Origin of the sequence: Streptomyces sp. NBC_01471, from assembly GCF_041438865.1 — a bacterium.
In the GTDB taxonomy this organism is placed as follows: domain Bacteria; phylum Actinomycetota; class Actinomycetes; order Streptomycetales; family Streptomycetaceae; genus Streptomyces.
Genome location: NZ_CP109450.1, coordinates 6,363,236 through 6,388,395, shown reverse-complemented (window position 1 = coordinate 6,388,395; position 25,160 = coordinate 6,363,236). Strand labels below are relative to the sequence as shown.

Annotated in this window: 22 protein-coding genes, 2 pseudogenes and 1 riboswitch; of the genes and pseudogenes, 15 read left to right on the top strand and 9 right to left on the bottom strand. The window is 72.9% G+C overall.

Annotation, left to right across the window (positions count from 1 at the left end; genetic code table 11):
- Positions 1-18: 18 nt before the first annotated feature.
- Together OG285_RS28575 and OG285_RS28570 are read right to left on the bottom strand one after the other, a co-directional pair.
- Positions 19-1,146: an alpha/beta hydrolase family protein gene (locus OG285_RS28575; RefSeq protein ID WP_371792614.1), complete on the bottom strand. Its 1,128-nt coding sequence runs from the start codon at positions 1,144-1,146 to the stop codon at positions 19-21.
- Positions 1,147-1,217: 71 nt separating this feature from the next.
- On the bottom strand, positions 1,218-1,907 hold the full coding sequence (locus tag OG285_RS28570; protein WP_356833602.1) for a class II aldolase/adducin family protein: 690 nt from the start codon (positions 1,905-1,907) through the stop codon (positions 1,218-1,220).
- Between the two features lie 233 nt (positions 1,908-2,140).
- Here OG285_RS28570 and OG285_RS28565 point away from each other — a divergent pair, with 233 nt between their 5' ends.
- From OG285_RS28565 to OG285_RS28535, 7 genes and pseudogenes are all read left to right on the top strand, one after another.
- Positions 2,141-3,397 carry an anion permease gene (locus OG285_RS28565; RefSeq protein ID WP_371792613.1) on the top strand — a complete coding sequence of 419 codons (1,257 nt, stop codon included), beginning with the start codon at positions 2,141-2,143 and terminating at the stop codon, positions 3,395-3,397.
- A gap of 19 nt (positions 3,398-3,416) precedes the next feature.
- A complete protein-coding gene (locus OG285_RS28560) occupies positions 3,417-3,680 on the top strand; it encodes a hypothetical protein (protein WP_371792612.1) in 264 nt (87 codons plus the stop codon).
- 141 nt (positions 3,681-3,821) lie between these two features.
- Positions 3,822-3,963, top strand: a riboswitch (cobalamin riboswitch).
- A gap of 120 nt (positions 3,964-4,083) precedes the next feature.
- Positions 4,084-5,013: a cobalamin biosynthesis protein gene (locus OG285_RS28555; RefSeq protein WP_356833596.1), complete on the top strand. Its 930-nt coding sequence runs from the start codon at positions 4,084-4,086 to the stop codon at positions 5,011-5,013.
- Positions 5,010-6,609, top strand: a pseudogene (locus OG285_RS28550) (cobyric acid synthase). The gene OG285_RS28555 and the pseudogene OG285_RS28550 overlap by 4 nt, the downstream one beginning before the upstream one ends.
- A gap of 15 nt (positions 6,610-6,624) precedes the next feature.
- Positions 6,625-8,685, top strand: coding sequence for a putative cobaltochelatase (locus OG285_RS28545; RefSeq protein WP_371792611.1), 2,061 nt, complete (start codon positions 6,625-6,627; stop codon positions 8,683-8,685).
- Positions 8,685-9,281 carry a cob(I)yrinic acid a,c-diamide adenosyltransferase gene (gene cobO / locus OG285_RS28540; RefSeq protein ID WP_356833590.1) on the top strand — a complete coding sequence of 199 codons (597 nt, stop codon included), beginning with the start codon at positions 8,685-8,687 and terminating at the stop codon, positions 9,279-9,281. Before OG285_RS28545 ends, cobO begins: the two co-directional genes overlap by 1 nt.
- Complete coding sequence (locus OG285_RS28535) at positions 9,275-10,675, top strand: cobyrinate a,c-diamide synthase (protein WP_356833588.1); 1,401 nt, start codon at positions 9,275-9,277, stop codon at positions 10,673-10,675. Before cobO ends, OG285_RS28535 begins: the two co-directional genes overlap by 7 nt.
- Positions 10,676-10,713: 38 nt before the next feature.
- On the opposite strand, the gene OG285_RS28530 is transcribed toward OG285_RS28535, so the two are convergent.
- Positions 10,714-11,436: a ZIP family metal transporter gene (locus tag OG285_RS28530; RefSeq protein ID WP_356833586.1), complete on the bottom strand. Its 723-nt coding sequence runs from the start codon at positions 11,434-11,436 to the stop codon at positions 10,714-10,716.
- A gap of 73 nt (positions 11,437-11,509) precedes the next feature.
- Between OG285_RS28530 and OG285_RS28525 the strand changes: the two are divergent.
- A pseudogene (locus OG285_RS28525) lies at positions 11,510-11,936 on the top strand (cobalamin biosynthesis protein); the annotation flags it as partial.
- A 126-nt stretch (positions 11,937-12,062) separates the two neighbouring features.
- Complete coding sequence (gene cobC, locus OG285_RS28520; RefSeq protein ID WP_371793643.1) at positions 12,063-13,136, top strand: Rv2231c family pyridoxal phosphate-dependent protein CobC; 1,074 nt, start codon at positions 12,063-12,065, stop codon at positions 13,134-13,136.
- A gap of 151 nt (positions 13,137-13,287) precedes the next feature.
- Here the strand turns inward: cobC and OG285_RS28515 are convergent, their stop codons facing one another.
- The gene (locus OG285_RS28515) at positions 13,288-14,247 is read right to left on the bottom strand and encodes an SCO1860 family LAETG-anchored protein (RefSeq protein ID WP_371792610.1); all 960 of its coding nucleotides are present in this window, start codon (positions 14,245-14,247) and stop codon (positions 13,288-13,290) included.
- Between the two features lie 359 nt (positions 14,248-14,606).
- Positions 14,607-15,692 (bottom strand): amidohydrolase family protein, encoded by a 1,086-nt coding sequence (locus OG285_RS28510; RefSeq protein WP_356833582.1) that lies wholly within the window; start codon positions 15,690-15,692, stop codon positions 14,607-14,609.
- 104 nt (positions 15,693-15,796) lie between these two features.
- On the opposite strand from OG285_RS28510, the gene OG285_RS28505 reads away from it, so the two are divergent.
- From OG285_RS28505 to thpD, 5 genes are all read left to right on the top strand, one after another.
- Positions 15,797-16,918, top strand: coding sequence for an aminotransferase class V-fold PLP-dependent enzyme (locus OG285_RS28505; RefSeq protein ID WP_356833580.1), 1,122 nt, complete (start codon positions 15,797-15,799; stop codon positions 16,916-16,918).
- 379 nt (positions 16,919-17,297) lie between these two features.
- The gene (ectA, locus tag OG285_RS28500) at positions 17,298-17,828 is read left to right on the top strand and encodes a diaminobutyrate acetyltransferase (protein ID WP_356833578.1); all 531 of its coding nucleotides are present in this window, start codon (positions 17,298-17,300) and stop codon (positions 17,826-17,828) included.
- 29 nt (positions 17,829-17,857) lie between these two features.
- Positions 17,858-19,126: a diaminobutyrate--2-oxoglutarate transaminase gene (gene ectB, locus OG285_RS28495; protein WP_356833576.1), complete on the top strand. Its 1,269-nt coding sequence runs from the start codon at positions 17,858-17,860 to the stop codon at positions 19,124-19,126.
- 56 nt (positions 19,127-19,182) lie between these two features.
- Positions 19,183-19,581, top strand: a complete 399-nt coding sequence (locus tag OG285_RS28490) for an ectoine synthase (RefSeq protein ID WP_356833574.1) — start codon at positions 19,183-19,185, stop codon at positions 19,579-19,581.
- A 6-nt stretch (positions 19,582-19,587) separates the two neighbouring features.
- Positions 19,588-20,490, top strand: coding sequence for an ectoine hydroxylase (gene thpD / locus OG285_RS28485; RefSeq protein ID WP_356833572.1), 903 nt, complete (start codon positions 19,588-19,590; stop codon positions 20,488-20,490).
- A 70-nt stretch (positions 20,491-20,560) separates the two neighbouring features.
- On the opposite strand, the gene OG285_RS28480 is transcribed toward thpD, so the two are convergent.
- The 4 genes from OG285_RS28480 to OG285_RS28465 all read right to left on the bottom strand — a co-directional run bounded on the left by OG285_RS28480 (position 20,561) and on the right by OG285_RS28465 (position 24,093).
- Positions 20,561-21,601 carry an aminotransferase class V-fold PLP-dependent enzyme gene (locus OG285_RS28480; RefSeq protein ID WP_371792609.1) on the bottom strand — a complete coding sequence of 347 codons (1,041 nt, stop codon included), beginning with the start codon at positions 21,599-21,601 and terminating at the stop codon, positions 20,561-20,563.
- A 119-nt stretch (positions 21,602-21,720) separates the two neighbouring features.
- Complete coding sequence (locus OG285_RS28475) at positions 21,721-22,134, bottom strand: RidA family protein (protein WP_371792608.1); 414 nt, start codon at positions 22,132-22,134, stop codon at positions 21,721-21,723.
- Positions 22,131-23,258 (bottom strand): enolase C-terminal domain-like protein, encoded by a 1,128-nt coding sequence (locus OG285_RS28470; protein ID WP_356833568.1) that lies wholly within the window; start codon positions 23,256-23,258, stop codon positions 22,131-22,133. The genes OG285_RS28475 and OG285_RS28470 overlap by 4 nt, the downstream gene beginning before the upstream one ends.
- A 58-nt stretch (positions 23,259-23,316) precedes the next feature.
- Positions 23,317-24,093: a creatininase family protein gene (locus OG285_RS28465; RefSeq protein ID WP_371793642.1), complete on the bottom strand. Its 777-nt coding sequence runs from the start codon at positions 24,091-24,093 to the stop codon at positions 23,317-23,319.
- Positions 24,094-24,143: 50 nt separating this feature from the next.
- Here OG285_RS28465 and OG285_RS28460 point away from each other — a divergent pair, with 50 nt between their 5' ends.
- Complete coding sequence (locus OG285_RS28460; protein WP_371792607.1) at positions 24,144-25,112, top strand: ROK family protein; 969 nt, start codon at positions 24,144-24,146, stop codon at positions 25,110-25,112.
- Positions 25,113-25,160 lie beyond the last annotated feature (48 nt).

Sequence of the window (25,160 nt, the reverse complement as noted above, 5' to 3'; positions counted from 1 at the left end):
CGATCCGAACGAAAGGTCCTACATGAGCGGGGTCAGGAAGCGCCGCATGGCCTCTTCGTAGGCGGCGGGATCCGCGTTCCACATGGCCCCGTGCGGGGCGCCCGCGACGGTCCGCAGCTCCACCAACGACGGCTTGCCCGCGGCGAGTTCGACCGAGCGCTGCCAGGGGGCCACCCGGTCGTCGGGGCCGTGGAAGATCAGCGTGGGTACGGTGAGCGCCCGCGGGTCGGCGGCGGCGCGCAGCCGGTCGCCGTTCATGCCCGTACGCCCCTGGGCCGCCCGTACCGCGAGCGGCAGCAGGACGGCCGGGGTGCGCCGGGCGGAGGCCAGCGCGCCGACGGTGGCCTCCCAGTCGAGGACCGGGGAGTCGAGCACCAGGCCGCTGATGCGGTCCCGCATGCCGGAGCCCGCCGCGGCGTGCAGGGCCATGGCGGCGCCGGTGGACCAGCCGTGCAGGATGACGCGCTCCGCGCCGTAGCGGACGGCGTAGCGGATGGCCGCGTCCAGGTCGCGCCACTCGGACGCGCCGAGGTGTCCGAGGCCGTCCGGGTACGCGGGGGCGCCGGTGTCCCCCCGGTAGGAGATGTCGAGGACCGGGAACTGCTGGGCGTGCAGGAAGCCCAGGACGTTCAGGGGGTGCTCCCTGCCGGTTCCCAGGCCGTGCACCGTGATCACCCAGGTGGGGCGGGGTCCGGGCACGAACCAGGCCGGCGAGGCGCCGAGTTCGCCGGGGATGTCCACGTCGGCGTGGTCGATGCCGAGCGCGGAGCGCGGGTCGCCCGCGTACACCTGCGGGGTGAGCCGGGCCTTGGTGCCGGGGGCGAGTGTGCCGTAGGTGACCCGGTCGAGACGGCGTACGACGGTGTCGGCGGTCTCGGAGCCGCCGTCGATCACCGGCCCGACGACCGCGTGGACTCCGGGACCCTCCAGCCCGTACACACCGGGGCGCAGCGAGGCCAGGCACCGGGTGAGGGTGACCCGGCCGGGGGCCGTGGCGTGGACGGAGAGCCGGGGTTCGGCGGGCAGGGCCCGGCCGTGCGGCGCCTTGAGCGCGGCGTCGGCGGCCAGCCGGCCGGCCGCTGCCGCGGCCGCGCCGACGCCGATCAGAGTGGTGACGGCCATTGCCGTCGCGGTTGCCGGGCGCACTCCTCCAGTGTCGGTGGGGGCGGGCCCGGCTGCCAGCCGGCCGGAGCAAACGGGGCCGGGCCGGACAGGGCCTAGCCGGGCTGGCCGTATCCCCGGAGCTTCTCGGTGACCTCGGCCAGCTGCCCCGGCGACAGCAGGGACGGGGCCCGGCCGGGCAGCGCGGACGCGGTCAGCCAGAGCCGGCACATCCACTCCAGCTGGGCGGTGCGGTCATAGGCCTGGTCGAGCGAGCTGCCGTAGGTGACCGTTCCGTGGTTCTGGAGGAGGCAGCCGGACCGGTCCGCGAGGGCGGTGAGCATGTTCGCGGCCAGCTCGTCGCTTCCGTAGAGCGCGTACGGGGCGACGCGCACCGGGCCGCCCAGCGCAGCGGCCATGTAGTGGACGACGGGCAGCTCGGGGACGAGGGTGGAGACCGCCGTCGCGTGCACCGCGTGGGTGTGGACCACGGCGGTGGCGGTGGTGGCGCGGTGGACGGCCAGGTGCAGGGGCAGTTCGCTGGTCGGTTTCAGCTCGCCGAGCACCTGGTGGCCGTCCAGGTCGACGGCGACGGTGTCGCCCGGGCCGAGCCTCTCGTACGGCACGCCGCTGGGGGTGACCAGGACCAGGTCGCCGCAGCGCACCGAGACATTGCCCGATGTGCCCACGACCAGCCCTTCGGAAGCGGTCCTGCGGGCGGTGGCGACGAGCTCGTGCCAGGCTCTCGCGAGCGGATCGGTCTCCTCGGGCGCCACCGGCGTCTCCCCCATCACGTCTGCCCCCATCACGTCTGCCTCGCCGCACGTCTGCCCGCTGTGCCGCTCCGGGCACCTGCGCCCGTCCACGCGATGATGCCAGGCGCCCGGGCGCCCCGGCAGGCCGCCGGGGCAGCGGCCCGCGGGGAGCGGAACAGAGGCCTCCGGGCAGGGTCACCACAGCGCCCGGCCCAGTTCATCTTCCGTTCACCCAGGTTGCCTACGTTCATCTCGTCAATGACCTCGAACGATTGCCCAGGTAAATGGAACACTTGACCCTGCTCCTTGGGATCGTGATCATTACCGCTCTCGTGTTCGACTTCACGAACGGTTTCCACGACACGGCCAACGCGATGGCGACCACCATCTCGACCGGCGCTCTCAAACCGAAGACCGCGGTGGCCATGTCCGCCGCGCTCAACCTTGTCGGGGCTTTCCTGTCCGTCGAGGTCGCCAGGACGATCTCCGGCGGGATCATCAATGAACAGGGCATCACCACAGAAGTGATCTTCGCGGCACTCGTCGGTGCCATCCTCTGGAACCTGCTGACCTGGCTGCTCGGCCTGCCGTCCAGTTCCTCCCACGCACTCTTCGGCGGGCTCATCGGAGCCACGCTGATGTCGGTCGGCTCGTCCGGTGTCAACGGCGATGTCGTCATCACCAAGGTTCTGCTCCCCGCGGTCGCCGCGCCCGTCGTCGCCGGAGTCGCGGCCCTGCTGGCGACCAGGCTGACGTACCGGATCGGCCGCCGTACGGACGAGAAGTCAGCCGCCAGGGGCTACCGGGCCGGTCAGATCGCGTCCGCCGGTCTGGTCTCGCTCGCCCACGGCACCAACGACGCGCAGAAGACCATGGGCGTCATCACCCTCGCCCTGGTGACCGGCCATGTCATCGCACCCGGATCGAACCCGCCCCTGTGGGTCATCGTCTCCGCGGGCACCGCCATCGCGCTGGGCACCTACCTGGGCGGCTGGCGCATCATCAAGACCATGGGCAAGGGGCTCACGGAGCTGCGGCCGCAGCAGGGCTTCGCCGCCCAGACCGGTGCGGCGACCGTGATCCTGGCCTCCTCGCACCTCGGCTTCTCGCTCTCCACCACCCAGGTCTGCTCGGGCGCCGTGATGGGCGCGGGCGTCGGCCGCAAGGGCGGGGTAGTCCGCTGGTCCACCGCGACCCGGATGTTCGTCGCCTGGTGCCTGACCCTGCCCGCCGCCGCGATCGTCGGCGCGGGCGCCGAGTATCTGACCGGCCGCGGCCCCTGGGGCATCGGCGCGGTCGCCGTCCTGCTGATCGCGGGCTCCGGTGTCATCTGGTCGCTCTCCCGCCGCAGGCCGGTGGGCCAGCACAGTGTCACCCCCGACGATCCTGCCGGGTCGGACGAGCCCCCGGGTGTGGTGACCGCGGCCGTCGCGGCCGTCACCCCGCCGCCGCCGGCCGGCGCGGTCTCCGACGGTCTCCGCACCACCATCCCCGCACCGGTCGGCGCCGCACCGGAGCCCACCCGGCCCGCCACGGTCTGAAGGAGAAGGACACCGCAGCATGGACATCGACTGGGCAGCACTCGGCACCGTCTTCGGCGTCAGCCTCGTGGCCACCGTCGGACTGGTGGGCCTGTTCACCCTCGGCGTGGTGGGCCTCGCGCGGAGGCCCGCGCCGGAGGCAGGCAGCGCCACCGCACCCGCCGCCGCGACACCTGCCGGTGCGGGCCGGGGCCCGGCGCCGGCCGCGCGGGCCGGTTCGTACGCCTGCTTCGCGCTCTGCGCGGCGGCCGTGGCGTACGGGATCTATCTGATCGTCGCCTGACCACCACGCCGCCCCGCACCACCGACCGCGTCACCCCGCCCGCCCGGCGGCCCGCCAACGGCCGCCGGGCGGGCGGCCCGTGTGAGCGGCCCGTGTGGGGCTCCGCACACGGCCCCGTCGCAGGTCAAGGGTGAGTTGACGGGTGTTCGCCGACCGTGGTGGACTTCCGGGGCCAATACGGCGGCAGGAGAGGAAGTCCGGTGCGAATCCGGCGCGGTCCCGCCACTGTCACCGGGGGTCGCACCCCGGGAGCCAGGAACTCTCACCGCCGGTCACGTCGAACCAGGGCGCGGACACCCTGAGTGAGGACTACGCCATGCGCGGCCGCCTGCTGCCCGAACCGCCCGACGCTCCGAGTACGGCTGCTGAACGGGCCCGCCGAGGCATACCGGGCTGCTGACCCATGCGTGCCGAGCGTGTCTTCGTGTACGGCGCCACCACGGGCCTCCTGGCAGACCTCCTCTTCGCCGACCCCCGGCGCGGGCACCCCGTCGCCGCCTTCGGGCGGGCCGCCGCCGCCGTCGAGCGCCGGCTCTGGCGCGACCACCGCGGGTGGGGCGCCCTGCACACCGCGGTCTGCGCCGGGGGCGCGACGGGCGCCGCCGTACTGGCCGGACGTGCCGTACGCGGCCGGCCCGCGGCGGGTGTCGCGCTGACCGCCGCCGCCACCTGGGCCGTCGTCGGCGGCACTTCGCTGGGGCGTGAGGCCCGCGCGGTGGGCGACGCGCTGGCCGCGGGAGACGTCGAGGCGGCCAGGGAGCGGCTGCCGCATCTGTGCGGACGCGATCCGCAGGCGCTCGACGCGCAGCAGATCGCGCGGGCCGTCGTGGAGTCCGTGGCCGAGAACACCTCCGACGCGGTGGTGGGCGCACTGGTCTGGGGCGCCCTGGCCGGGGTGCCCGGTCTCGCCGGGTTCCGGGCGGTGAACACCCTGGACGCGATGGTCGGCCACAAGTCCCCCCGTCATCTGCGGTACGGCTGGGCATCCGCCCGGCTCGACGACCTGGCCGGCTGGCCGGGCGCCCGGCTCACCGCCGTACTCGCGGTGCTCGCGGGCGAGGACCCGCGCGGCGCCCTGCGGGCCTGGCGGTCGGACGCGGGCGGCCACCCGAGCCCCAACGCGGGCCCGGTGGAGGCCTCGTTCGCGGGCGCGCTGGGCGTACGGCTCGGCGGCACCCTCGCGTACGGCGGCCGGGTCGAGCACCGGGCGGTACTGAACGCCGGCGGCCGGCCCGTTGCCGCCGGCGACATCGAGCGCGCGGTGCGGCTGTCGCGCCGGGTGTCCCTGCTGGCGCTCGCGGCAGCTCTCGTGGTGAGGAAGGTGCGCGGATGAGTGGCGGACTACTGGTGGCCGGAACCACGTCGGACGCGGGGAAGAGCGTGGTCACGGCGGGCATCTGCCGGTGGCTGGTGCGCCAGGGTGTGAAGGTCGCCCCCTTCAAGGCGCAGAACATGTCGCTCAATTCGTTCGTCACCCGCGAGGGCGCGGAGATCGGGCGGGCCCAGGCGATGCAGGCGCAGGCGGCGCGGGTCGAGCCCACGGCGCTGATGAACCCGGTGCTGCTCAAGCCGGGGAGCGACCGGTCGAGCCAGGTCGTGCTGATGGGGAAGCCGGTGGGCGAGATGAGCGCCCGCGGCTACCACGGCGGCCGCCAGGAATCGCTGCTCGGCACGGTGACGGACTGTCTGGACCAGCTCCGGGGCATGTATGACGCGGTGATCTGCGAGGGGGCGGGGAGTCCGGCCGAGATCAATCTGCGGCGCACCGACATCGTCAACATGGGCATCGCGCGCGCCGCGCGGTTCCCGGTGGTCGTCGTCGGCGACATCGACCGGGGCGGTGTCTTCGCGTCGTTCTTCGGTACGACGGCGCTGCTGAGCGCCGAGGACCAGTCGCTCGTCGCCGGGTACCTGGTCAACAAGTTCCGCGGCGACGTGTCCCTGCTCGAACCGGGGCTCGACATGCTGTACGGGCTGACCGGGCGGCGGACCTACGGTGTCCTGCCGTTCGCACACGGTCTGGGCATCGACGAGGAGGACGGGCTGCGGGTGTCGATGCGGGGCACGGTGCGCGAGTCCGCCGTGGCCGCTCCGTACGGGGAGGACGTGCTGCGGGTCGCCGTGTGCGCCGTGCCGCTGATGTCGAACTTCACGGATGTGGACGCGCTGGCGGCCGAACCGGGCGTCGTGGTGCGGTTCGTGGACCGTGCGGAGGAGCTGGCCGACGCGGACCTGGTGATCGTGCCGGGGACGCGCGGCACCGTGCGCGCGCTGGAGTGGCTGCGGGAGCGCGGGCTCGCGGACGCGCTGGCCCGGCGGGCCGCCGAAGGCCGTCCGGTGCTGGGCGTCTGCGGCGGTTTCCAGCTGCTGGGCGAGCACATCGACGACACGGTCGAATCGCGTGCCGGGGCCGTGGCCGGGCTCGGACTGCTGCCCGTCCGGGTGCGGTTCGCCGTGGAGAAGACCCTGGCGCGGCCCGTCGGCGAGGCGCTCGGGGAGCCCGTCGAGGGGTACGAGATCCACCACGGGGTCGCGGAGGTGCTGGGCGGCACCCCTTTCCTGGACGGCTGCCGCACCGGTTCCGTGTGGGGCACCCACTGGCACGGCTCGCTGGAGAGCGACGGTTTCCGCCGGGCCTTCCTGCGGGAGGTCGCCGCCGTCGCGGGCCGCCGCTTCGTACCGGCGCCCGACACCAGCTTCGGCATGCTCCGTGAGGAGCAGCTGGACCGGCTCGGCGACCTCATCGAGGAGCACGCGGACACCGACGGGCTGCTCTCGCTCATCGAGTCGGGCGCTCCGGCCGGACTCCCCTTCGTTCCGCCCGGAGCGCCGTGAGAGCGGCCGGGGCCACGGGCCCCCTCCGACCGGGAGCGTCCCGCCGGCCCCCCGCGCCCCCGCCCGTTACCGAACCTGTCACCCGAGCATCTGAAGGAGTGATCCCGAAGTGACCACGCCCTACCCGTTCACCGCTGTCGTGGGCATGGACGACCTGCGTCTCGGGCTGCTGCTCAACGCGGTCAGCCCGGCTGTCGGCGGCGTACTCGTGCGCGGCGAGAAGGGGACCGCGAAGAGTACGGCGGTGCGGGCCCTGTCCGCGCTGCTGCCCGGGGTCCCGGTGGTCTCCGGGTGCCGCTTCTCGTGCGACCCCGGCGCACCCGACCCGGCGTGTCCGGACGGCCCGCACGAGGGCACCGACGGCGTGTCGCGCGACGCGCGCATGGTCGAACTGCCCGTCGGCGCTTCGGAGGACCGGCTGGTCGGCGCGCTGGACATCGAACGCGCGCTGGCCGAGGGCGTGAAGGCTTTCGAGCCGGGGCTGCTCGCCGACGCGCACCGCGGGATCCTCTACGTCGACGAAGTCAACCTGCTGCACGACCACTTGGTGGACCTGCTGCTCGACGCCGCCGCGATGGGCGCCTCGTACGTGGAGCGCGAGGGCGTCTCCGTACGGCACGCCGCGCGGTTCCTGCTCGTCGGGACGATGAACCCCGAAGAGGGCGAGCTGCGGCCGCAGTTGCTGGACCGCTTCGGGCTGACCGTCGAGGTCGCCGCGTCGCGCGACCCGGATCAGCGGGTCGAGGTGGTGCGCAGGAGGCTCGCGTACGACGACGACCCCGCCGGGTTCGCCGCCCGCTGGGCGGACGAGGAGAGCGAGCTGCGGGCCCGCATCGTGGCCGCGCGGGCGCTGCTGCCCTCGGTACGGCTGGGCGACCCGGCACTGCGGCAGATCGCCGCGACCTGCGCCGCCTTCGAGGTGGACGGGATGCGCGCGGACATCGTGATGGCGCGTACCGCGACGGCGCTGGCCGCCTGGGCGGGGCGTTCGGACGTCACCGCCGACGATGTACGGCAGGCGGCGCTGCTGGCCCTGCCGCACCGCCGCAGGCGCAATCCGTTCGACGCGCCGGGGCTCGACGAGGACAAGCTCGACGACACGCTGAAGGAGTCCGCCGGGCAGGACGACGGCGGGACCGACGGCAACGACGACGACCCCGATCCGGACGGTGGCGGCGGTGGCGGGCTGCCGCCGCAGCGCGACGGGGACGGCGGTCCGGGCGACACGCCGCAGCAGCAGGAGCCCGCGGCGGACGGGTCCGACACGCCCGCGCAGCCGGAGGCAGACGGGTCCACCGCACGGGGTGGCGGCGGGCAGCAGGCAGCCGCGAAGGCGGCGGAACCCTTCCGTACCCGGATGCTGAGCGTGCCGGGCCTCGGCGAGGGCGCCGCGGGGCGCCGTTCCAGGGCGCGGACCGAGCACGGCCGCACCACCGGTTCACGCCGGCCGCAGGGTGCGCTCACCAAGCTGCATCTGGCGGCGACGGTCCAGGCCGCCGCGCCGCATCAGCGGGCACGCGGGCGCTCGGGCCGCGGGCTCGTGGTGCGCAGGGACGATCTGCGGCAGGCCACCCGCGAGGGGCGCGAGGGCAATCTGGTGCTCTTCGTGGTGGACGCCTCCGGATCGATGGCGGCCCGGCAGCGGATGAGCGCGGTGAAGGGCGCCGTGCTCTCGCTGCTGCTCGACGCGTACCAGCGGAGGGACAAGGTCGGTCTGGTGACCTTCCGCGGGAAGGACGCGGAGATCGCGCTGCCGCCGACGTCGTCGGTGGACGCCGCGGCGGCCCGGCTCGACACGCTGCCGACCGGCGGGCGCACCCCGGTGGCGGCCGGGCTGCTGAAGGCCCATGAGGTGCTGCGGGTCGAGCGGATGCGGGACCCCTCGCGCAGGCCGCTGCTTGTGGTCGTCACCGACGGCCGGGCCACGGGCGGCCCCGATCCGGTCGCGCTGGCGGCGCGTGCGGCGCGGCTGCACGAGGCCGAGGGCGTCGCGTCGGTCGTCGTGGACTGCGAGGCGGGGCCGGTCAGGCTGGGGCTCGCCGGGGAGCTGGCGCAGCGGCTCGGCGGTACCGCCGTGACGCTGGACGAGCTGCGGGCCGAGAGCATCGCGGGGCTGGTGAAGGACGTTGTGAAGGACGTACAGAGCAGTTCGCCGAGGAGGGCAGCGTAATGCCGCAGGGACAGCCGACCACCGTGCCCGAGGACGGGCTCACCACCCGGCAGCGCCGCAACCGGCCGCTGACCATGGTGCACACCGGCATCGGGAAGGGGAAGTCGACCGCGGCCTTCGGGCTCGCGCTGCGCGGCTGGAATCAGGGCTGGCCCATCGGGGTGTTCCAGTTCGTGAAGTCCGCCAAGTGGAAGGTCGGCGAGGAGCGGGCCCTGAAGGTGCTCGGTGACAGCGGTGAGGGCGGGACCGTCGCCTGGCACAAGATGGGCGAGGGGTGGTCCTGGGTCCAGCGGGACATCGAGTCGAGCGAGGAAGCCGCCCGTGAGGGCTGGGAGCAGGTCAAGCGCGATCTGGCGGCGGAGAGCTACCGGCTGGTCGTGCTCGACGAGTTCGCGTACCCGATGCACTGGGGGTGGGTCGACACCGACGAGGTGGTATCCGTACTGCGGGACCGGCCCGGCACCCAGCACGTGGTGATCACCGGGCGGAACGCGCCGCAGCCGCTGCTCGACTTCGCCGACCTGGTGACCGACATGTCCAAGGTCAAGCATCCGATGGACGCGGGGCAGAAGGGGCAGAGGGGCATCGAGTGGTAGCCAGACTCGTCATAGCCGCGCCCTCGTCGGGCAGCGGCAAGACCACGGTCGCCACCGGGCTGATGGCCGCGTTCGCCGGGCGCGGCCTCGCCGTGTCGCCGCACAAGGTGGGGCCCGACTACATCGACCCCGGCTACCACGCGCTGGCGACCGGCCGCCCCGGGCGCAACCTCGACGCGTACCTGTGCGGTACGGAGCTGATCGGGCCGCTCTTCGCACACGGTGCGGCCGGCGCGGATCTGGCGGTCGTCGAGGGGGTGATGGGTCTGTACGACGGGGCGGCCGGGCAGGGCGAGCTGGCGTCCACCGCGCAGATCGCGAAGGTGCTGCGGGCGCCGGTGGTGCTGGTGGTCGACGCGTCGTCGCAGTCCCGGTCGGTGGCCGCGCTGGTGCACGGGTTCGCCTCCTGGGACCCGCGGGTGCGGATCGGCGGGGTGATCCTGAACAAGGTGGGCTCCGACCGGCACGAGGTGCTGCTCCGGGAGGCGCTGGACGAGTCGGGGGTGCCGGTGCTCGGGGTGCTCCGGCGTACCGGGCAGGCCCAGACCCCGTCCCGGCACCTGGGCCTGGTGCCGGTGGCGGAGCGGCGGCCCGACGCGGTGGGCGCGGTCGCGGCGATGGCGGAGCAGGTGCGCGCGGGGTGCGATCTGGAGGCGGTACTGGCGCTGGCGCGGAGCGCGCCGCCGCTGGACGCCGGGGCGTGGGACCCTCGGGAGGCGCTTGCCGTGGGGTCCGGCGACGGGACTGCCGGGGGTGACCAGGCGGCCCCGGGCGGCGGGAAGGCCCGCCGTGCGCGCCCCGTCGTCGCCGTCGCGGGAGGGGCCGCGTTCTCCTTCTCGTACACCGAGCACACGGAACTTCTCACCGCCGCGGGCGCCGATGTCGTCGGCTTCGACCCGCTCCACGACGAGCGGCTCCCCGAGGGCACCGGCGCGCTCGTCATCGGGGGCGGCTTCCCCGAGGTGTACGGACCGGAGCTGTCCGCCAACGAGCCGCTGCGCGGGGCCGTCGCGGAGCTGGCGGCATCCGGCGCGCCGGTCGCCGCCGAGTGCGCCGGGCTGTTGTATCTGTCGCGCTCGCTCGACGGGCATCCGATGTGCGGCGTGCTGGACGCCGAGGCCCGGATGTCGGAGCGGCTGACGCTCGGCTACCGGGACGCGGTGGCCGTGTCGGACAGCTCGCTGGCGCGGGCCGGTACCCGGCTGCGCGCCCACGAGTTCCACCGCACGGTCCTGGAGCCCGGCGCGGGTGCGGTGCCCGCGTGGGGTGTGCACCAGCCGGAGCGCCGGGTCGAGGGGTTCGTCCAGCAGGGTGTGCACGCGAGCTATCTGCACACACACTGGGCCGCGCAGCCCGCGGTCGCCCGCAGGTTCCTGGACCGGTGCGCGGGATGAGCAGGCGGGCCCCCGGCGCGGGACACGGCCGCCGGCGCTCAGCCCGCGAGGCCCACCACCACCCAGATGAACGCCACCCCGGCCACGGTGCAGAGCAGCGTGGAGCGGGCCGGGTGGTCGTGGTGGGCCTCGGGGAGGATCTCGGCGGCGGCGAGATAGAGCAGGACACCGCCGAAGAAGCCGAGATAGCAGCCGAGCGGCTGCTCCGGAAGAGTGAACAGCAGGGTCGACGCCGCGCCCACCACGGGGGCCAGCGCGTCGGCGACCAGCATGACGATCGCCTTGCGCCGTGCGTTCCCGTACAAGCTGGTCAGGGTGTACGTGTTGAAGCCGTCCGCGAAGTCGTGGGTGACCACCGCGACGGCCACGGCGGCGCCCATCCCGTCGCCCACCTGGAAGGCGGCGCCGATCGCGACGCCGTCCATCAGGCTGTGGCCGACCATCGCGGCCGCCGCCGTCAGACCGACCTGGGGCACCCGTTCCTCCGAGGCGCCGTGCGCCGCCTGGCGCACCGCGAGCAGCCGCTCCACCAGGTGGGCGACGAGGAACCCGCCGACGAACAGCAGCAGCGCGGCGGGAACGCCGAAGACCTCACCGCCCGCAGCGCGCAGCGCCTCCGGCAGCAGGTCGAGACCGACCACCCCGAGCATCAGACCGCCCGCCAGGCCCAGCACCAAGTGACGCTTGTCGGTGACCCGCTGGGCCGTCCAGCCGCCGACCAGCGTCATCAGGAACGCGCCGAGCGCGACGAAGACCGCCATGGGCCCTGCCTAGCCCATAACACCCCGGTCCCGCATGTCAACGTCTGAACCCGTCGGAGAGGAAGCCGCCCCCATGACCGCTGTCGGCCCCGGCCCGGCGCGTGCGGCGGAGCATCCGGCGGCCCCGCTCGTCGTGGGCGTCGGGGCCTCCCGGGGGGTCCGCGCCGGCGAGGTGCTCGGGCTGATCGAGGGCGCCCTGCGGGACGCCGGTCTTTCGCCGCTCGATGTCGCCGAGCTGACGACCGTGGACAGCAGGGCCGGTGAGCCGGGGCTGGTCGCCGCGGCCGTACGGCTGGGGGTGCCGCTGCGCCCGTACAGCGCCGCCGCGCTCGCCCGGATCGAGGTGCCCCACCCGTCGGACACGTCGCGGGCCGCGGTCGGCACCCCGTCGGTCGCGGAGGCCGCCGCGCTCGCGGGAGGCGGCGAACTGCTCGTCCCGAAGCGCAAGTCGGCGCCGTACGGCCGGCCGGCGATGGCGACCTGCGCCGTGGTGCGACGGGGCACCCCGGGACCGCCCGGCCCGGACCCCGCCCACCGGACGGCACCGCCCGCCGGGACGGCGCGCCCGGGACTTCCACAACAGCCCCACGTCCACCCTGATGACGGCGGACACCACCTTCACCACGATGGCAGTCATGCGCACACACACTGACGTCCACGATCTCCGGCACCACGGCGACGCGGAGGTGCGGGACTGCGGCCCCGGCGGCCTCACCGACCTCGCGGTCAATGTCAGGGCGGGCACTCCCCCGCCCTGGCTCAGGGACCACATAGCGGGGTCGCTCGGCGGCCTGGCCGCGTATCCCGACGGCCGGGCGGCCCGGGCCGCGGTGGCCGCCCGGCACGGGCTGCCGGTCGAACGGGTCCTGCTGACGGCCGGCGCCGCCGAGGCCTTCGTACTGATCGCCCGCGCCCTTGCGGTGCGCAGACCGGTCGTCGTGCATCCGCAGTTCACCGAGCCGGAGGCGGCGCTGCGCGACGCCGGGCACACGGTGCGGCGGGTCCTGCTGCGTGCGGAGGACGGTTTCCGGCTGGACCCGGCGGCCGTCCCCGGCACGGCGGACCTGGTGGTGGCCGGCAATCCGACCAACCCGACGTCCGTACTGCATCCGGCGGGGACGCTGGCCGCGCTGGCGGCGCCGGGCCGGACGCTGGTGGTGGACGAGGCGTTCATGGACGCGGTGCCCGACGAGCGCGAGTCGCTGGCGGGCCGTACCGATGTGCCCGGCCTGATCGTCCTGCGCAGCCTCACCAAGACCTGGGGGCTCGCGGGGCTGCGGATCGGCTATGTGCTGGCCGAGCCGGAGACCGTGGAGCTGCTGGCGCGGGCGCAGCCGCTGTGGCCGGTGTCCACCCCGGCGCTGGCCGCGGCCGAGGCGTGCTCGGCGGCCCCCGCGCTCGCCGAGGCCGCGCTCGCCGCGCACGCCATCGCCGCGGACCGCGCCCATCTGCTGGCCGGTCTCGCGGAGTTCGACGAGGTACGGGCGGTCGAGCCGGCCGAGGGCCCGTTCGTACTGGTCCGGATGGAGCGCGCCGACGAGGTGCGGGAGCGGCTGCGGAGGCTGGGCTTCGCGGCCCGCCGCGGTGACACCTTTCCAGGGCTCGGGCCCGAGTGGCTGCGGCTCGCGGTGCGCGACCGCGCGACGACCAACCGATTCCTGCAAGCGCTCGACCAGGCGCTGACCGGAATCTCCGGCTGACCTCCGGACGGCCGGGCGGGGGCCGCACTCTGATGCGGCCCCCGCCTGTCCCCCCCTGCCCCCTGCCCCTCCCCTTTTCCCCTGCCCCCGCTCCCCCCTGCTTCCCCCCCCTCGGGCCACACCCCCCGTGCGGCCCGGGCTCCCCTGCGGGTCAGGCCTTGTTGCGGCTCCGTCCGCGGGCCACCGCGAGCGCACCGCCGCCGGCCAGCACCAGGGCCGCCGCGCCTCCCGCGATGTACGGAGTCACGGAGCTGCCCCCGGTCTCCGCGAGGTGTTCCTTCTCCGGCGCGGTCACGGGCTTCGGGTGGGCCACGGTCTGCTCCTTGACCCCGGGGGCCGGGGTGGGCTGCGCCGGGTGGCCGCCGCCGTGGTGGCTCGGCGGGGCCGCCTTCGGCGACTCGCAGGTCGCCTGCGCGAGGGTGACCTCGCCCCGGACATCGGCGACGTTCAGCTTCAGGGGGTTGACCGACACCTTGAGCTGCAACGCGGTGGCAGCCGCCGTACGGGACGTCGTGCTGGTCTTCGAGAGGTCGAGGGTGATGTCACCGACGGCGGGCACGTGGACCTGCGTCGTGCCACCGGCGGTGAGCGTGATCCTCTTGCCGAGCACGGTCACGTGGCCGAGTACGTTCGACTCCGCGTGCGGCCGCGCACCGGCCTCGCAGACCGCCTTCGACGTGACCTTCTCGACCTCGATCAGCGACAGCAGCGGCAGCCCGGGGACATGGACCGACGCGCGGGCGATGTTGGCGTACCCCTCGGCCTTGTGCCGGTCGGCCGTCGCACGGGCGGTGGCGACGTCGGCGCGCAGCAGGCTGAACGTGCGGCCCTGGTCGACGCCGTCCAGCTTCGCGGTCAGCGCGGTCTTGTCCGCGCTCGCCGGTGCGTGCACCTCGTTGAGCGCGACCGTGAGCGGTACGTCGACGGTCTTGTTGAGCAGCGAGACATCGAGCCCGGTACGGAGCACGACAGCACTCGCCTTTCCGTCGCTGCCGGTGGTCGCCTGCGCGGGTGCCGCGGCGAGGAGCGCCGCGGGGCCCGCGGTCAGCGCGGCGGCCACGAGGACGGTGGCCGTACGGCGTGCGGGCATACGGAAGGTGTTGCTGTTCAAGGCGGTGGAACCCCCACAAGAGACATGACGTCGCCGGGGGCGCGGTTCCACGGGGACTTCGTGGGTGCGCCGGCGACCGAGACACCGGAATCTTTACGCACTGTGGGTGAACGGTCAGCGACCTGACGTGAGTTCACTCCAAAGTGGCGTTTCCGCGTCCGCATTCGAATCCCCAGGCACGGGAGTTCCCCTGAACCCCTCGTTTCACTGCCGAGCGCTGCCTCCGAGGTCGTGCGCCGGTGGACTCGCAGGGCGCGCACCAGGTGCCTCAACGAGTACCGGAGCCCTCACGTCACGCCCGGTCAACCCCGCGCGACACAGGGCGTCAACGCGATCGGCCCGCGCCCCCCTCCCTCCCCTCACCCCACCTGACGGCCTTCGAGGATCACCCGGTGCGGGGCGCCCAGCACCCGCACGTCCTCGCGCGGGTCCTCCGTGTACACCACGAGGTCCGCGGGCGCGCCCTCCGCGAGCCCCGGCCTGCCCAGCCACTCGCGGGCGCCCCAGGACGCCGCCGACAGCACGTCGGACACCGGGATGCCCGCCTTCACCAGCTCCGCCGCCTCCTCGGCGACCAGGCCGTGCGGCAGCGACCCGCCCGCGTCCGTCCCGACGTAGACCGGGACACCCGCGTCGTAGGCGGAGCGGACGGTGTCGTAGCGCCGCTCGTGCAGCCGCCTCATATGCGCAGACCAGCGCGGGTACTTGGCGTCGCCGCCGGCGGCGAGCAGCGGGAAGGTCGCGATGTTCACCAGCGTCGGTACGATCGCGACCCCCCGCTCGGCGAAGAGCGGAATGGTCTCGTCGGTGAGCCCGGTGGCGTGCTCGACGCAGTCGATCCCGGCCTCCACGAGATCGCGCAGCGAGTCCTCGGCGAAGCAGTGCGCGGTGACCCTGGCACCGAGCCGGTGCGCCTCGGCGATCGCCGCCTCCACCTCCCCGCGCGGCCAGCAGGCGGACAGGTCCCCGGTGTCCCGGTCGATCCAGTCGCCGACGAGCTTGACCCAGCCGTCGCCGTTCCGGGCCTCCCTGGCGACGTACTCGACGAGGTCCCCCGGCTCGATCTCATGGGCGTAGTTCCGGATGTAGCGGCGGGTGCGCGCGATGTGGCGGCCCGCCCGGATGATCTTCGGGAGGTCGGCGCGGGCGTCGATCCACCGGGTGTCGGAGGGCGACCCCGCGTCCCGCAGCAGCAACGCCCCGGCCTCCCGCTCGCCGAGCGCCTGCTTCTCGGCGGTGGCTTCGTCGACCGCCCCGCGCGCGTCGAGCCCGACGTGGCAGTGCGCGTCGACCAGACCGGGCAGCGCCCACCCCCGCACCGTGACGGCCTCCGCGGCCGGGCGTACGTAGGTGATCCGCCCCCCGACCACCCACAGCTCGTCCCTGACGTCGTCGGGCCCGACCAGCACCCGCCCCTTCACATGCAGCACCGCGTGATCGCTCATGCGGCGAGCCTAACGACGGTACGGCGCAGGGCGGGAGGGGCCTCGGAGCCCGCTCAGTACCATCGGACCGGCAGCCCGAACGAACTCGCGAAGAGAGCACCACAGTGACGCACCCCTTCCTTGACCTCGCCCCGCTCACCCCCGCGCACTTCGCCGCGATCGAGCGGCAGACGGCCTCGCTGCTCGGCACCCGGCAGGATGTCGTGATCATGCAGGGGGAGGCGCTGCTGCCGCTGGAGGGATGCATCCGCTCCGGTGCGCGGCCGGGCTCCACCGCGCTCAATGTGATCACCGGGCCGTACGGCCAGACCTTCGGCAACTGGCTGCGCGACTGCGGGGTCACCGTGGTCGACCTGGCCGTGCCGTTCCACACCGCGGTCACCGCTGCCCAGGTGCGCGAGGCGCTCGCCGCCCGCCCGGAGATCGACTTCGTGTCCCTGGTCCACGCGGAGGCCGCGACCGGCAACACCAACCCGGTCGCGGAGATCGGTGAGGCGGTCCGGGCGCACGGAGCGCTCTTCATGCTGGACGCGGTCGCGTCGGTGGGCGCGGAGCCGCTGCTGCCGGACGCCTGGGGGGTGGACCTCTGCGTGATCGGCGGGCAGAAGGCGATGGGCGGCCCCGCCGGGGTCTCGGCCGTCTCCGTGAGCGAGCGGGCCTGGCAGCGGTTCGCGGAGAACCCGCAGGCTCCGCGCCGCTCGTACCTGTCGCTGCTCGACTGGAAGGAGCGCTGGATCGACGCGGGCCGCACCGCCCTGCCGCACGCCCCCGCCCAGCTGGAGATGCTGGCGCTGGGGGCCTGTCTGGAGCGGATCGAGTCGGAGGGCGCCGCGGCCGTGATGGACCGGCACGCACGGGCCGCGGCGGCCACCCGGGCCGGCGCGCTCGCCCTCGGCGGCGGACTGGCGCCGTTCGTGCACGAGGCCCGGGACGCGGCCCCGGTGGCCACCACGCTCCGCACCCCGGCCGGGGTCGACGCGTCGGAGCTGGTCGCGCAGGCCCTGGCGGCCGACCCGACACTGCCGCTGATCGCGGGCGGCGGGGCGCTGGCCGGGGAGATGCTGCGGATCAACCACTACGGTCCGGACGCCACCCAGGGTGTGGTGCACTCCTCGCTCGCGGCACTGGGTGCCGCGCTGAGCGATGCGGCGCTGGGCGGTTCGGGCGCTCCCGTGGATCTGGAGGCCGCGCGCGGTGCGGTGTCGGCGGCCTGGCAGCGCGGCTGAGCCGGCGGCCCCGCACGGCGGTGGGCTGTGTGCTGCCCGGTGCCCGGGCAGCACACAGCCCACCTAATGAAAGAATTGCAGAATGCAGAATTCCGGCTTTTACCAGTACAGCGCTCCGTTTTCTTCTGCCCGCTTTCCCGGACCCTAAACGCAGGATTCTCAACAGCCCGACCAGCGGGTTTCGGACACGCGTCACGAAGGTTACACACATGTGACCGACCCCACAGGTCGGGCGGTTTGCCCGGTAATTCCGGGACAAATCAGCCATATTCGCGACCGGGCGGGCTCCGACCCGCGCCCGCGCGGTAACACGGACTGCACTTTTGGCCAACCCCGCGCCAGAATGCATTTTTTGAATTTGCTGGGTAAATTCCCTTACATGACCGCCGCGCAAGAAGACCTTGTACGTGCCCGTAGCGAATTCCACGAGATCGACACCCCACGAGTGGAGGACGGGGCCGCGATCTGGCGTATCGCCCGCGACTCCGAGGTACTGGACCTCAACTCCTCGTACAGCTACCTGCTGTGGTTTCGCGACTTCGCAGCGACCTCTGTGGTGGCGCGTGACACGACCGGTGCCCCCATCGGCTTCGTCACCGGATACGTGCGCCCGGACCGCCCCGAAGCCCTCGTCGTCTGGCAGGTGGCCGTCGACCAGGCATACCGCGGCCAGGGCCTCGCCGGTGTGCTGCTGGACGGGCTGACCGCCAAGGTCACCGCCAGGGGAGTGGTTCGGGAGCTCGAAACCACCATTTCGCCGGACAACACCGCGTCCGACCGCCTGTTCCGCTCGTTCGCAAAGCGGCATGGGGCAGCAGTGGAACGTGAAGTGCTCTTCGACGGCGAAATGTTCCCCGAAGGGACGCACCAGCCGGAAGTGCTGTACCGCATCAGCCCCATCTCGGCCTGACTGACATCCCTCACCCCAGGAGACTTGCTGTGACCATCACCCCGCCCGCCCTGAGTGTCTTCGAGACTCTTGAGTCGGAGGTGCGCAGTTACTGCCGCAGCTGGCCGGCCGTGTTCGACCGTGCCCAGGGCAGCTACCTCCATGACGAGGACGGCCACACCTACCTCGACTTCTTCGCCGGTGCCGGATCGCTCAACTACGGCCACAACAACCCGGTGCTCAAACGCGCGCTGATCGACTACATCGAGCGTGATGGCATCACCCACGGCCTTGACATGGCCACCACGGCGAAACGGGCCTTCCTGGAGTCCTTCCAGAACGTGATCCTGCGCCCGCGTGACCTGCCGTACAAGGTGATGTTCCCGGGCCCGACAGGCACCAACGCCGTCGAGTCGGCGCTGAAGCTGGCCCGCAAGGTCAAGGGCCGCGAGTCCGTCGTCTCGTTCACCAACGCCTTCCACGGCATGTCGCTCGGCTCGCTCGCCGTGACCGGCAACGCCTTCAAGCGGGCCGGCGCCGGTATTCCGCTGGTGCACGGCACGCCGATGCCGTTCGACAACTACTTCGACGGCCAGATCCCGGACTTCCTCTGGTTCGAGCGCCTGCTGGAGGACCGGGGATCCGGTCTCAACAAGCCCGCCGCCGTGATCGTCGAGACGGTCCAGGGCGAGGGTGGCATCAACGTGGCGCGCGCCGAGTGGCTCCGCGCGCTCCAGGATCTCTGCCACCGCCAGGACATGCTGCTGATCGTCGACGACATCCAGATGGGCTGCGGCCGGACCGGTGGCTTCTTCTCCTTCGAGGAAGCGGGCATCACCCCCGACATCGTCACCCTGTCCAAGTCCATCAGCGGCTACGGACTGCCCATGTCGCTCTGCCTCTTCAAGGGCGAGCTCGACGTGTGGGAGCCGGGCGAGCACAACGGCACCTTCCGCGGCAACAACCCGGCGTTCGTCACCGCCACCGCGACCCTTGAGACGTACTGGGCCGACGGCCAGATGGAGAAGCAGACGCTGGCCCGCGGCGAGCAGGTCGAGCGCGCGCTGCTGGCCCTCGTCGAGGAGAACGACGGCGCGGGCGTGAGCTTCCGCGGCCGCGGCCTCGTCTGGGGCATCGAGTTCGAGGACAAGCCGCGCGCCACGGCCGTCTGCCGCCGCGCCTTCGACCTCGGGCTGCTCCTGGAGACCTCGGGTCCGGAGAGCGAGGTCGTCAAGCTGCTGCCGCCGCTGACCGTTTCCTCCGAAGAACTCGACGAGGGCCTGAGCATCCTGGCCCGCGCCGTCCGCGAGACCGCCTGACGCGCGGCGCATCCGCCGCGCAGCGACCCGCAACACAGAGAAAGGCACACGTCACAGTGATTGTCCGATCGTTCAAGGACGTCGAGGGAACCGACCGGCACATCAAGTCCAAGTCGGGGACCTGGGAGAGCAAGCGCATCGTGCTCGCCAAGGAGAAGGTCGGCTTCTCCCTGCACGAGACCATCCTGTACGCGGGGACCGAGACGTCGATGTGGTACGCCAACCACATCGAGGCCGTGCTCTGCACCAAGGGCGAGGCCGAGCTCACCAACGACGACACCGGCGAGGTCCACTGGATCGAGCCCGGCACCATGTACCTCTTGAACGGGCACGAGAAGCACACTCTGCGCCCGAAGACCGATTTCCACTGCGTCTGCGTCTTCAACCCTCCGGTCACCGGACGGGAGGACCACGATGAGAACGGCGTTTACCCGCTGCTGACCGAGGAGGTCTGAACAGCCATGACCGAAGTACTGTCCAACATCCGGGCGGATCTCTATCCCACCCGTGGTGCGAGTGAAGTGACCACCCCCCGCCAGGATCCGGTGGTCTGGTCGCAGCCCGGCGCGGCGGGCCCGATTTCCCAGCCGGAGCTCCAGGGCTTCGAGCGGGACGGGTTCCTCACCGTGGGCGAGTTGCTCACGGACGATGAAGTGGCCCTCTACCGTGCGGAACTGGACCGGCTGGTAGCCGACCCGGTCGTCCGCGCCGATGAGCGCTCCATCATCGAGCCGAAGTCTCAGGACGTACGGTCGGTCTTCGAGGTGCACAAGCTCAGCGAGGTCTTCGCGCGGCTGGTGCGGGACGAGCGGCTGCTGGACCGGGCCCGGCAGATCCTGGGGTCGGACGTCTACGTCCACCAGTCCCGGATCAACGTCAAGCCGGGGTTCGGCGCCAGTGGCTTCTACTGGCACTCGGACTTCGAGACGTGGCACGCCGAGGACGGTCTGGCGAACATGCGGACCGTGTCCGTCTCGGTCGCGCTGACCGAGAACTTCGACACCAACGGCGGCTTGATGATCATGCCCGGCTCGCACCAGCACTTCCTGGGGTGCGCGGGCAGGACGCCGAAGGACAACTACAAGCGGTCGCTCCAGATGCAGGACGCGGGCATCCCGTCGGACGCGGCGCTGACGCGGATGGCGGACGAGCACGGCATCAAGCTCTTCACCGGCCGGGCCGGTTCGGCCACCTGGTTCGACTGCAACTGCATGCACGGTTCGGGTGACAACATCACTCCGTACGCCCGCAGCAATGTCTTCATCGTGTTCAACAGTGTGGACAACGCAGCGGTGGAGCCCTTCGCGGCTCCGATCCGGCGGCCCGAGTTCATCGGGGCGCGGGACTTCACTCCGGTGAAGTGATCTGAGATACGCGGGAGGGGGACGGCACACGGTGCCGTCCCCCTCCCGCGTATACCGGTGCCTCCCCGGCTCAGCCGGAGAGCGCGTCGAGGAGCCGGTCGACGTCGGCGGCCGAGTTGTAGAGGTGGAAGGCGGCGCGCAGATTGCCCGCGCGGTCGGAGAGTTCGACACCCGCCCGGCTGAGCTCGTCACGGCGGTGGCCCAGCCCCGGGGCCGCGACGATCGCCGAGCCGGGAGCCGCGACGACGCGCTGCCCGATCCGGTCGAGCCCCGCCCGGAAGCGGTCGGCGAGCGCGGCGTCGTGGCGCTGGACCGCCGCGGGCCCGATCTCCTCGATCAGGGCGAGGGACCGCCGGGCTCCGGCGTACGAGAAGAGACTCGGGCTCTCGTCGAACCGCCGCGCGGAGTGGGCCAGTTCACCCACCGGCCCGTAGCAGCTGTTCCAGGGCTCCTCCCCCGCGACCCATCCGGCGAAGACCGGCGTCAGCCCGCCCAGGTCCTCGGGGACGACCAGGAAGGCGACGCCGCGCGGGCAGGTCAGCCATTTGAAGGCGACGGCCACGGTGTAGTCGTCCCCGGCCGCGTCGAGCGGGAGCCATCCCGCCGACTGCGACGCGTCCACCAGGGTGCGGGCCCCGTGGGCACGGGCCGCGGCCCGGATCGCGTCGAGGTCGGCGATCCGGCCGTCGGCCGACTGCACCGCGCTCACCGCGACGAGCGCGGTGCCCGGACGGACCGCTTCGGCCAGCGACTCCAGTGGCGCGAAACGCACCTTGAGATCGGCACGCACCACGAAGGGGTTCACCACCGAGCTGAAATCGTCCTCGGCGACCAGTACTTCGGCGCCCTCGGGGAGCGACGTGGCGATCAGCCCGGTGAAGACGGCGACGGATGCCCCGGCCGCGACGCGGGAGACCGGGACCCCCGCGATCCGGGCGAAGGAGGCGCGGGACGCCTCCACATCGGCGAACATGTCGGTCGGCCTGCCCGCGGCCGCCCTCGTCACCGCGGTGTGCATCGCGGCGACGGTGCGGGCCGGGAGCAGTCCGCTGCTCGCGGTGTTCAGATACGTCATCTCGGGCGCGAACTCGGCGCCTGCCAAGGTCTCCATGGAGTCCACTCTGCGGCCCCGGCCGGTCTCCGTCCATGGCGCGGAAATCTCGGACACCACAAAGCAGCGCTTATGGAGCGGACCTGACCTGCGCGTTCTCCCTCCTGTGCGGGACTCGTTCATGCACCGGCGTACGCCACCACATCGATTTCGACCAGGATGTCCATGAGCTCGGAGCCCACCGTGGTGCGCACCGGGTACGGGGCGGTGAAGAACTCGCCGTACGCCGCGTCGAAGGCGGCGAAATCCCGGTGCAGATCGGCCAGATGCACGGTCACCTTGACGGCGTCGTCCAGGGTCAGCCCGCGCTCGGCGAGCACCGCCCGGACGTTGCGCAGCGCCTGGGCGGTCTGCTGTCCGACCGTGCCGGGCGGTTCCCCGGTCGCCGGGTCCTGCGGGCCGAACCCGGCCGTGTACAGAAACCCTCCGGCCGGCACGCCCTGGCTGTAGGCCCCGGCGGGCCGGGGCGCGTGCGCACTGCGTACCGCCCGCCTGCCGGCCCGCTCCCCCCGCTGTCCTGGTGGCGTGCTCATCCGGTCAGGTCCCCTTCCCTCTCGTTGACACCGGCGAAGTGGCGCAGTTTCTCCTCGTCCACGCTCACGCCCAGGCCGGGTCCGGTGGGCACCCGCAGCCGGCCGCCTTCGAGGTGCAGCGGCTCGATGATGTCGTCGGCGTGCAGGTAGTACATGCTGTCGATCGCCCGTGAGAGCACCGGTGTGCTGGACACGACCGCCAGATGTGCCGCGGTCGCGATGCCCAGCTCGCCGCCGCTGTGCAGATTCATCCCGAGCCCGAACGTCTCGCAGTGGGCGGCGAGCGCCTTGGTCGCGGCGATTCCGCCCCACTTGTAGACGTCGCCGTGGATCACGTCGACGGCGTTCAGCCGCATCGCCGGGGCAAACTCCTCGAAACGGACGACACACATATTGGTGCACAGCGGGATCCGGACCTTGGCGTGCACCTGGCTCATGCCCTCGATGCCCACACAGGGGTCCTCCAGGTACTCCAGGTCGAGTTCCTCCAGGGCGATCCCGGCGCGCACCGAGTCGGGGACCGACCAGGCCGCGTTCGGGTCGACCCGCAGGTCCACCCGGGGCAGGGCCCCGCGGACCGCCCGCAGAATGGCGACGTCACCGGCGACGTCCCTGGTGCCCTTGAGCTTGACCGCGTCGAAGCCGCCCTCGGCCACGACCCGTGCGGTGTGCTCGGCCAGCGCCTGCGGCAGCCCGTCGGCGCCCACCCCGGGCGCGTCGGCGCGGGTCACCAGCGCGGTGATCGGGACCTCGTCGCGCACCGGCCCGCCCAGCAGGTCGGTGACCGACTGCCCGGTCGCCTTGCCCATCGCGTCCCAGCAGGCCACGTCCAGGGCGGCGATGGCCGCGTAGCCCAGATAGCCGTGGAAGAAGGGCACCATGTGCTGTTTGCGGTGGAAGCTCTCCAGCGCGAACGGGCTGGTGCCGATCAGGTCGGCGGCGAGCGCTTCGACGATCGCCGCGACCGGGCGGCCCCACATCGTCTCGCCCCAGCCGTCGACACCCGTGTCGGTACGGATCCGCACCACCGTGCGGGTCTCCCCCGTCTTGGTCTCGAACGAGCTGGTGAACGGGTTGACCAGCGGAAGGTTCACAACCCATACGTCGACATCGGTGATCTTCATATCTCTCTCTGTCTCTCCTCGGGTCCGGCTCGGTTCAGTGCTGCGGTGGCTCAGTGGTTCAGCGGGACGCCGCGTCGAACGCGCGGATCGCGCGGGCCAGCCCGGCGGCCCGGTCGTCGAGCAGCCGGGCGCCGCTCTCCGCCTCGGCGCCGGACGCATCGTCGGTCGAACCGCCGACCCGCTCCCACTCGCCGTGGCGCTCCACGGTCAGCCCCGGGTACGGCGGGTTGTCGAAGAGCGGTGGGGGCTCGACGGGCGGGCGCGCCGGTACCGGTGTGCGGACGAGACGCGGATGGGCCGCCAGCATCAGCGAGGTCTCGAACCACCCGGCGTGGCCGGGGGTGATCCCGGGCCTGCCCCCGTCGTCCGCACCGGAGGTGACGGTCCAGTACGAGCAGGCGGCGACCGTCACCTCGGAGCGCAGCGCGAACCGCTTCACGGCGAGGCGCATGATCTCGTCATTGCCGCCGTGTCCGTTCACCACCATGATCCGGCGGTATCCGCTGGTCACGAGCGAGTCCAGGATGTCGTCCAGGACCGCGCCCAGAGTGGCGGCGGAGAGCGAGACGGCGGCGGCGAACAGATGGTGCGGGCTGTGCCCGAACGGCAGGGCAGGGAGCCGGACCAGTTCCGGAACGTCCCCTTCCCGGTCGAGCAGGGCGCCCGCCCGGTCGATCACCGCCTCGGCGAGCAGGGTGTCGGTGCCCATCGGCAGATGACCGGCATGCTGTTCCTGGGACCCGATGGGCAGCAGGGCGATGCCGTGCTCGCCGGCGGCGCGCACCTCGCCCCAGGTCAGTTCGGTCAGCCGGGTCTGTCCGGTCGTCGGTTGCAGTTGGCTCACAGCGCTACCTCCTCGAAACTCCGCCGTGGCAGAGTCGGCGCATGGTGCAGAGACGTTCTCCGTTGCGGTTGGTGCCCGAGCCCGCTCCGGCCCCCCTCGCGTCCGGCGCCCGGCGGACGCTCGGCGCGGTCGAGCTGGTGCCCGGCCGGATCACGGCGGCCGTCCTGACGATGTCGGGCGCCGTGCTGGAACGGGCGGAGACCACGTACGACGCGGGCGCGGCGACACCGCGCGACATCGACGCAGCGCTCGCCGGGGCGGCCCGGGTCTTCGCCGGTCATGACCCGGACGGGGTAGGGGTGGCCGCCGCCGGGCTCGTCGACCCGGGCGCGGGCCTGATCACCGAGGTCAACGACGTCCCCGGACTGCACGGCTATCCGGTGGCGGCACGGCTGGGCGCGCTGACCGGGCTGCGGGTGCGGGTCGAGCACCGGGCCAGGCTCCAGGTGCTCGGCGACCGCTGGTTCGGTGCGGGCCGCGGACGGCGTACCTTCGCATCGGTCTCGACGGGCGGGGTGCTGGGCGTGGGCATCCTCTACGACGGTGAGGTGCTGGCCCCGCCGGGTGGCCGCAGCGGCGCCCATATGACCGTGTCGGCCAGCGGTGATCCGTGCACCTGCGGCCGTCGCGGCTGCTGGAAGACCGTGGCCACGACCCGCTGGCTGCGGGAGCGCGCCCGGGCGGCCGGGCTCGGCGACCGGGTTTCGCTGGCCGGGCTGGTGGAGCGGACGGACGGGCCGGCCCGCCGGGTGGTCGAGGAGTACGCGCGGAACCTGGCCCTGGGCCTGGTCAATGTGCAGCAGCTCTTCGCCCCCGGACTCTTCGTGCTGCACGGCGAGGCACGGGAGGGCGGCGAGCGGTTCCGGACGCTGATCGAGGAACGGCTGCGCGCCGACAGCGCCGACGGGGCGTCGGGCGCCGCCGAACAGCCGAGGGTGCTGGTCGGCGCGGCGGCCGTGGACGATGTGGCGCTGCTGGGCGGGGCCGGTCTCGTTCTGTCGTACCTGTAGGGCAGCGCCGCGCGTGACGGCCGGGCCCGGGAGGTCCGTGCGTACGGT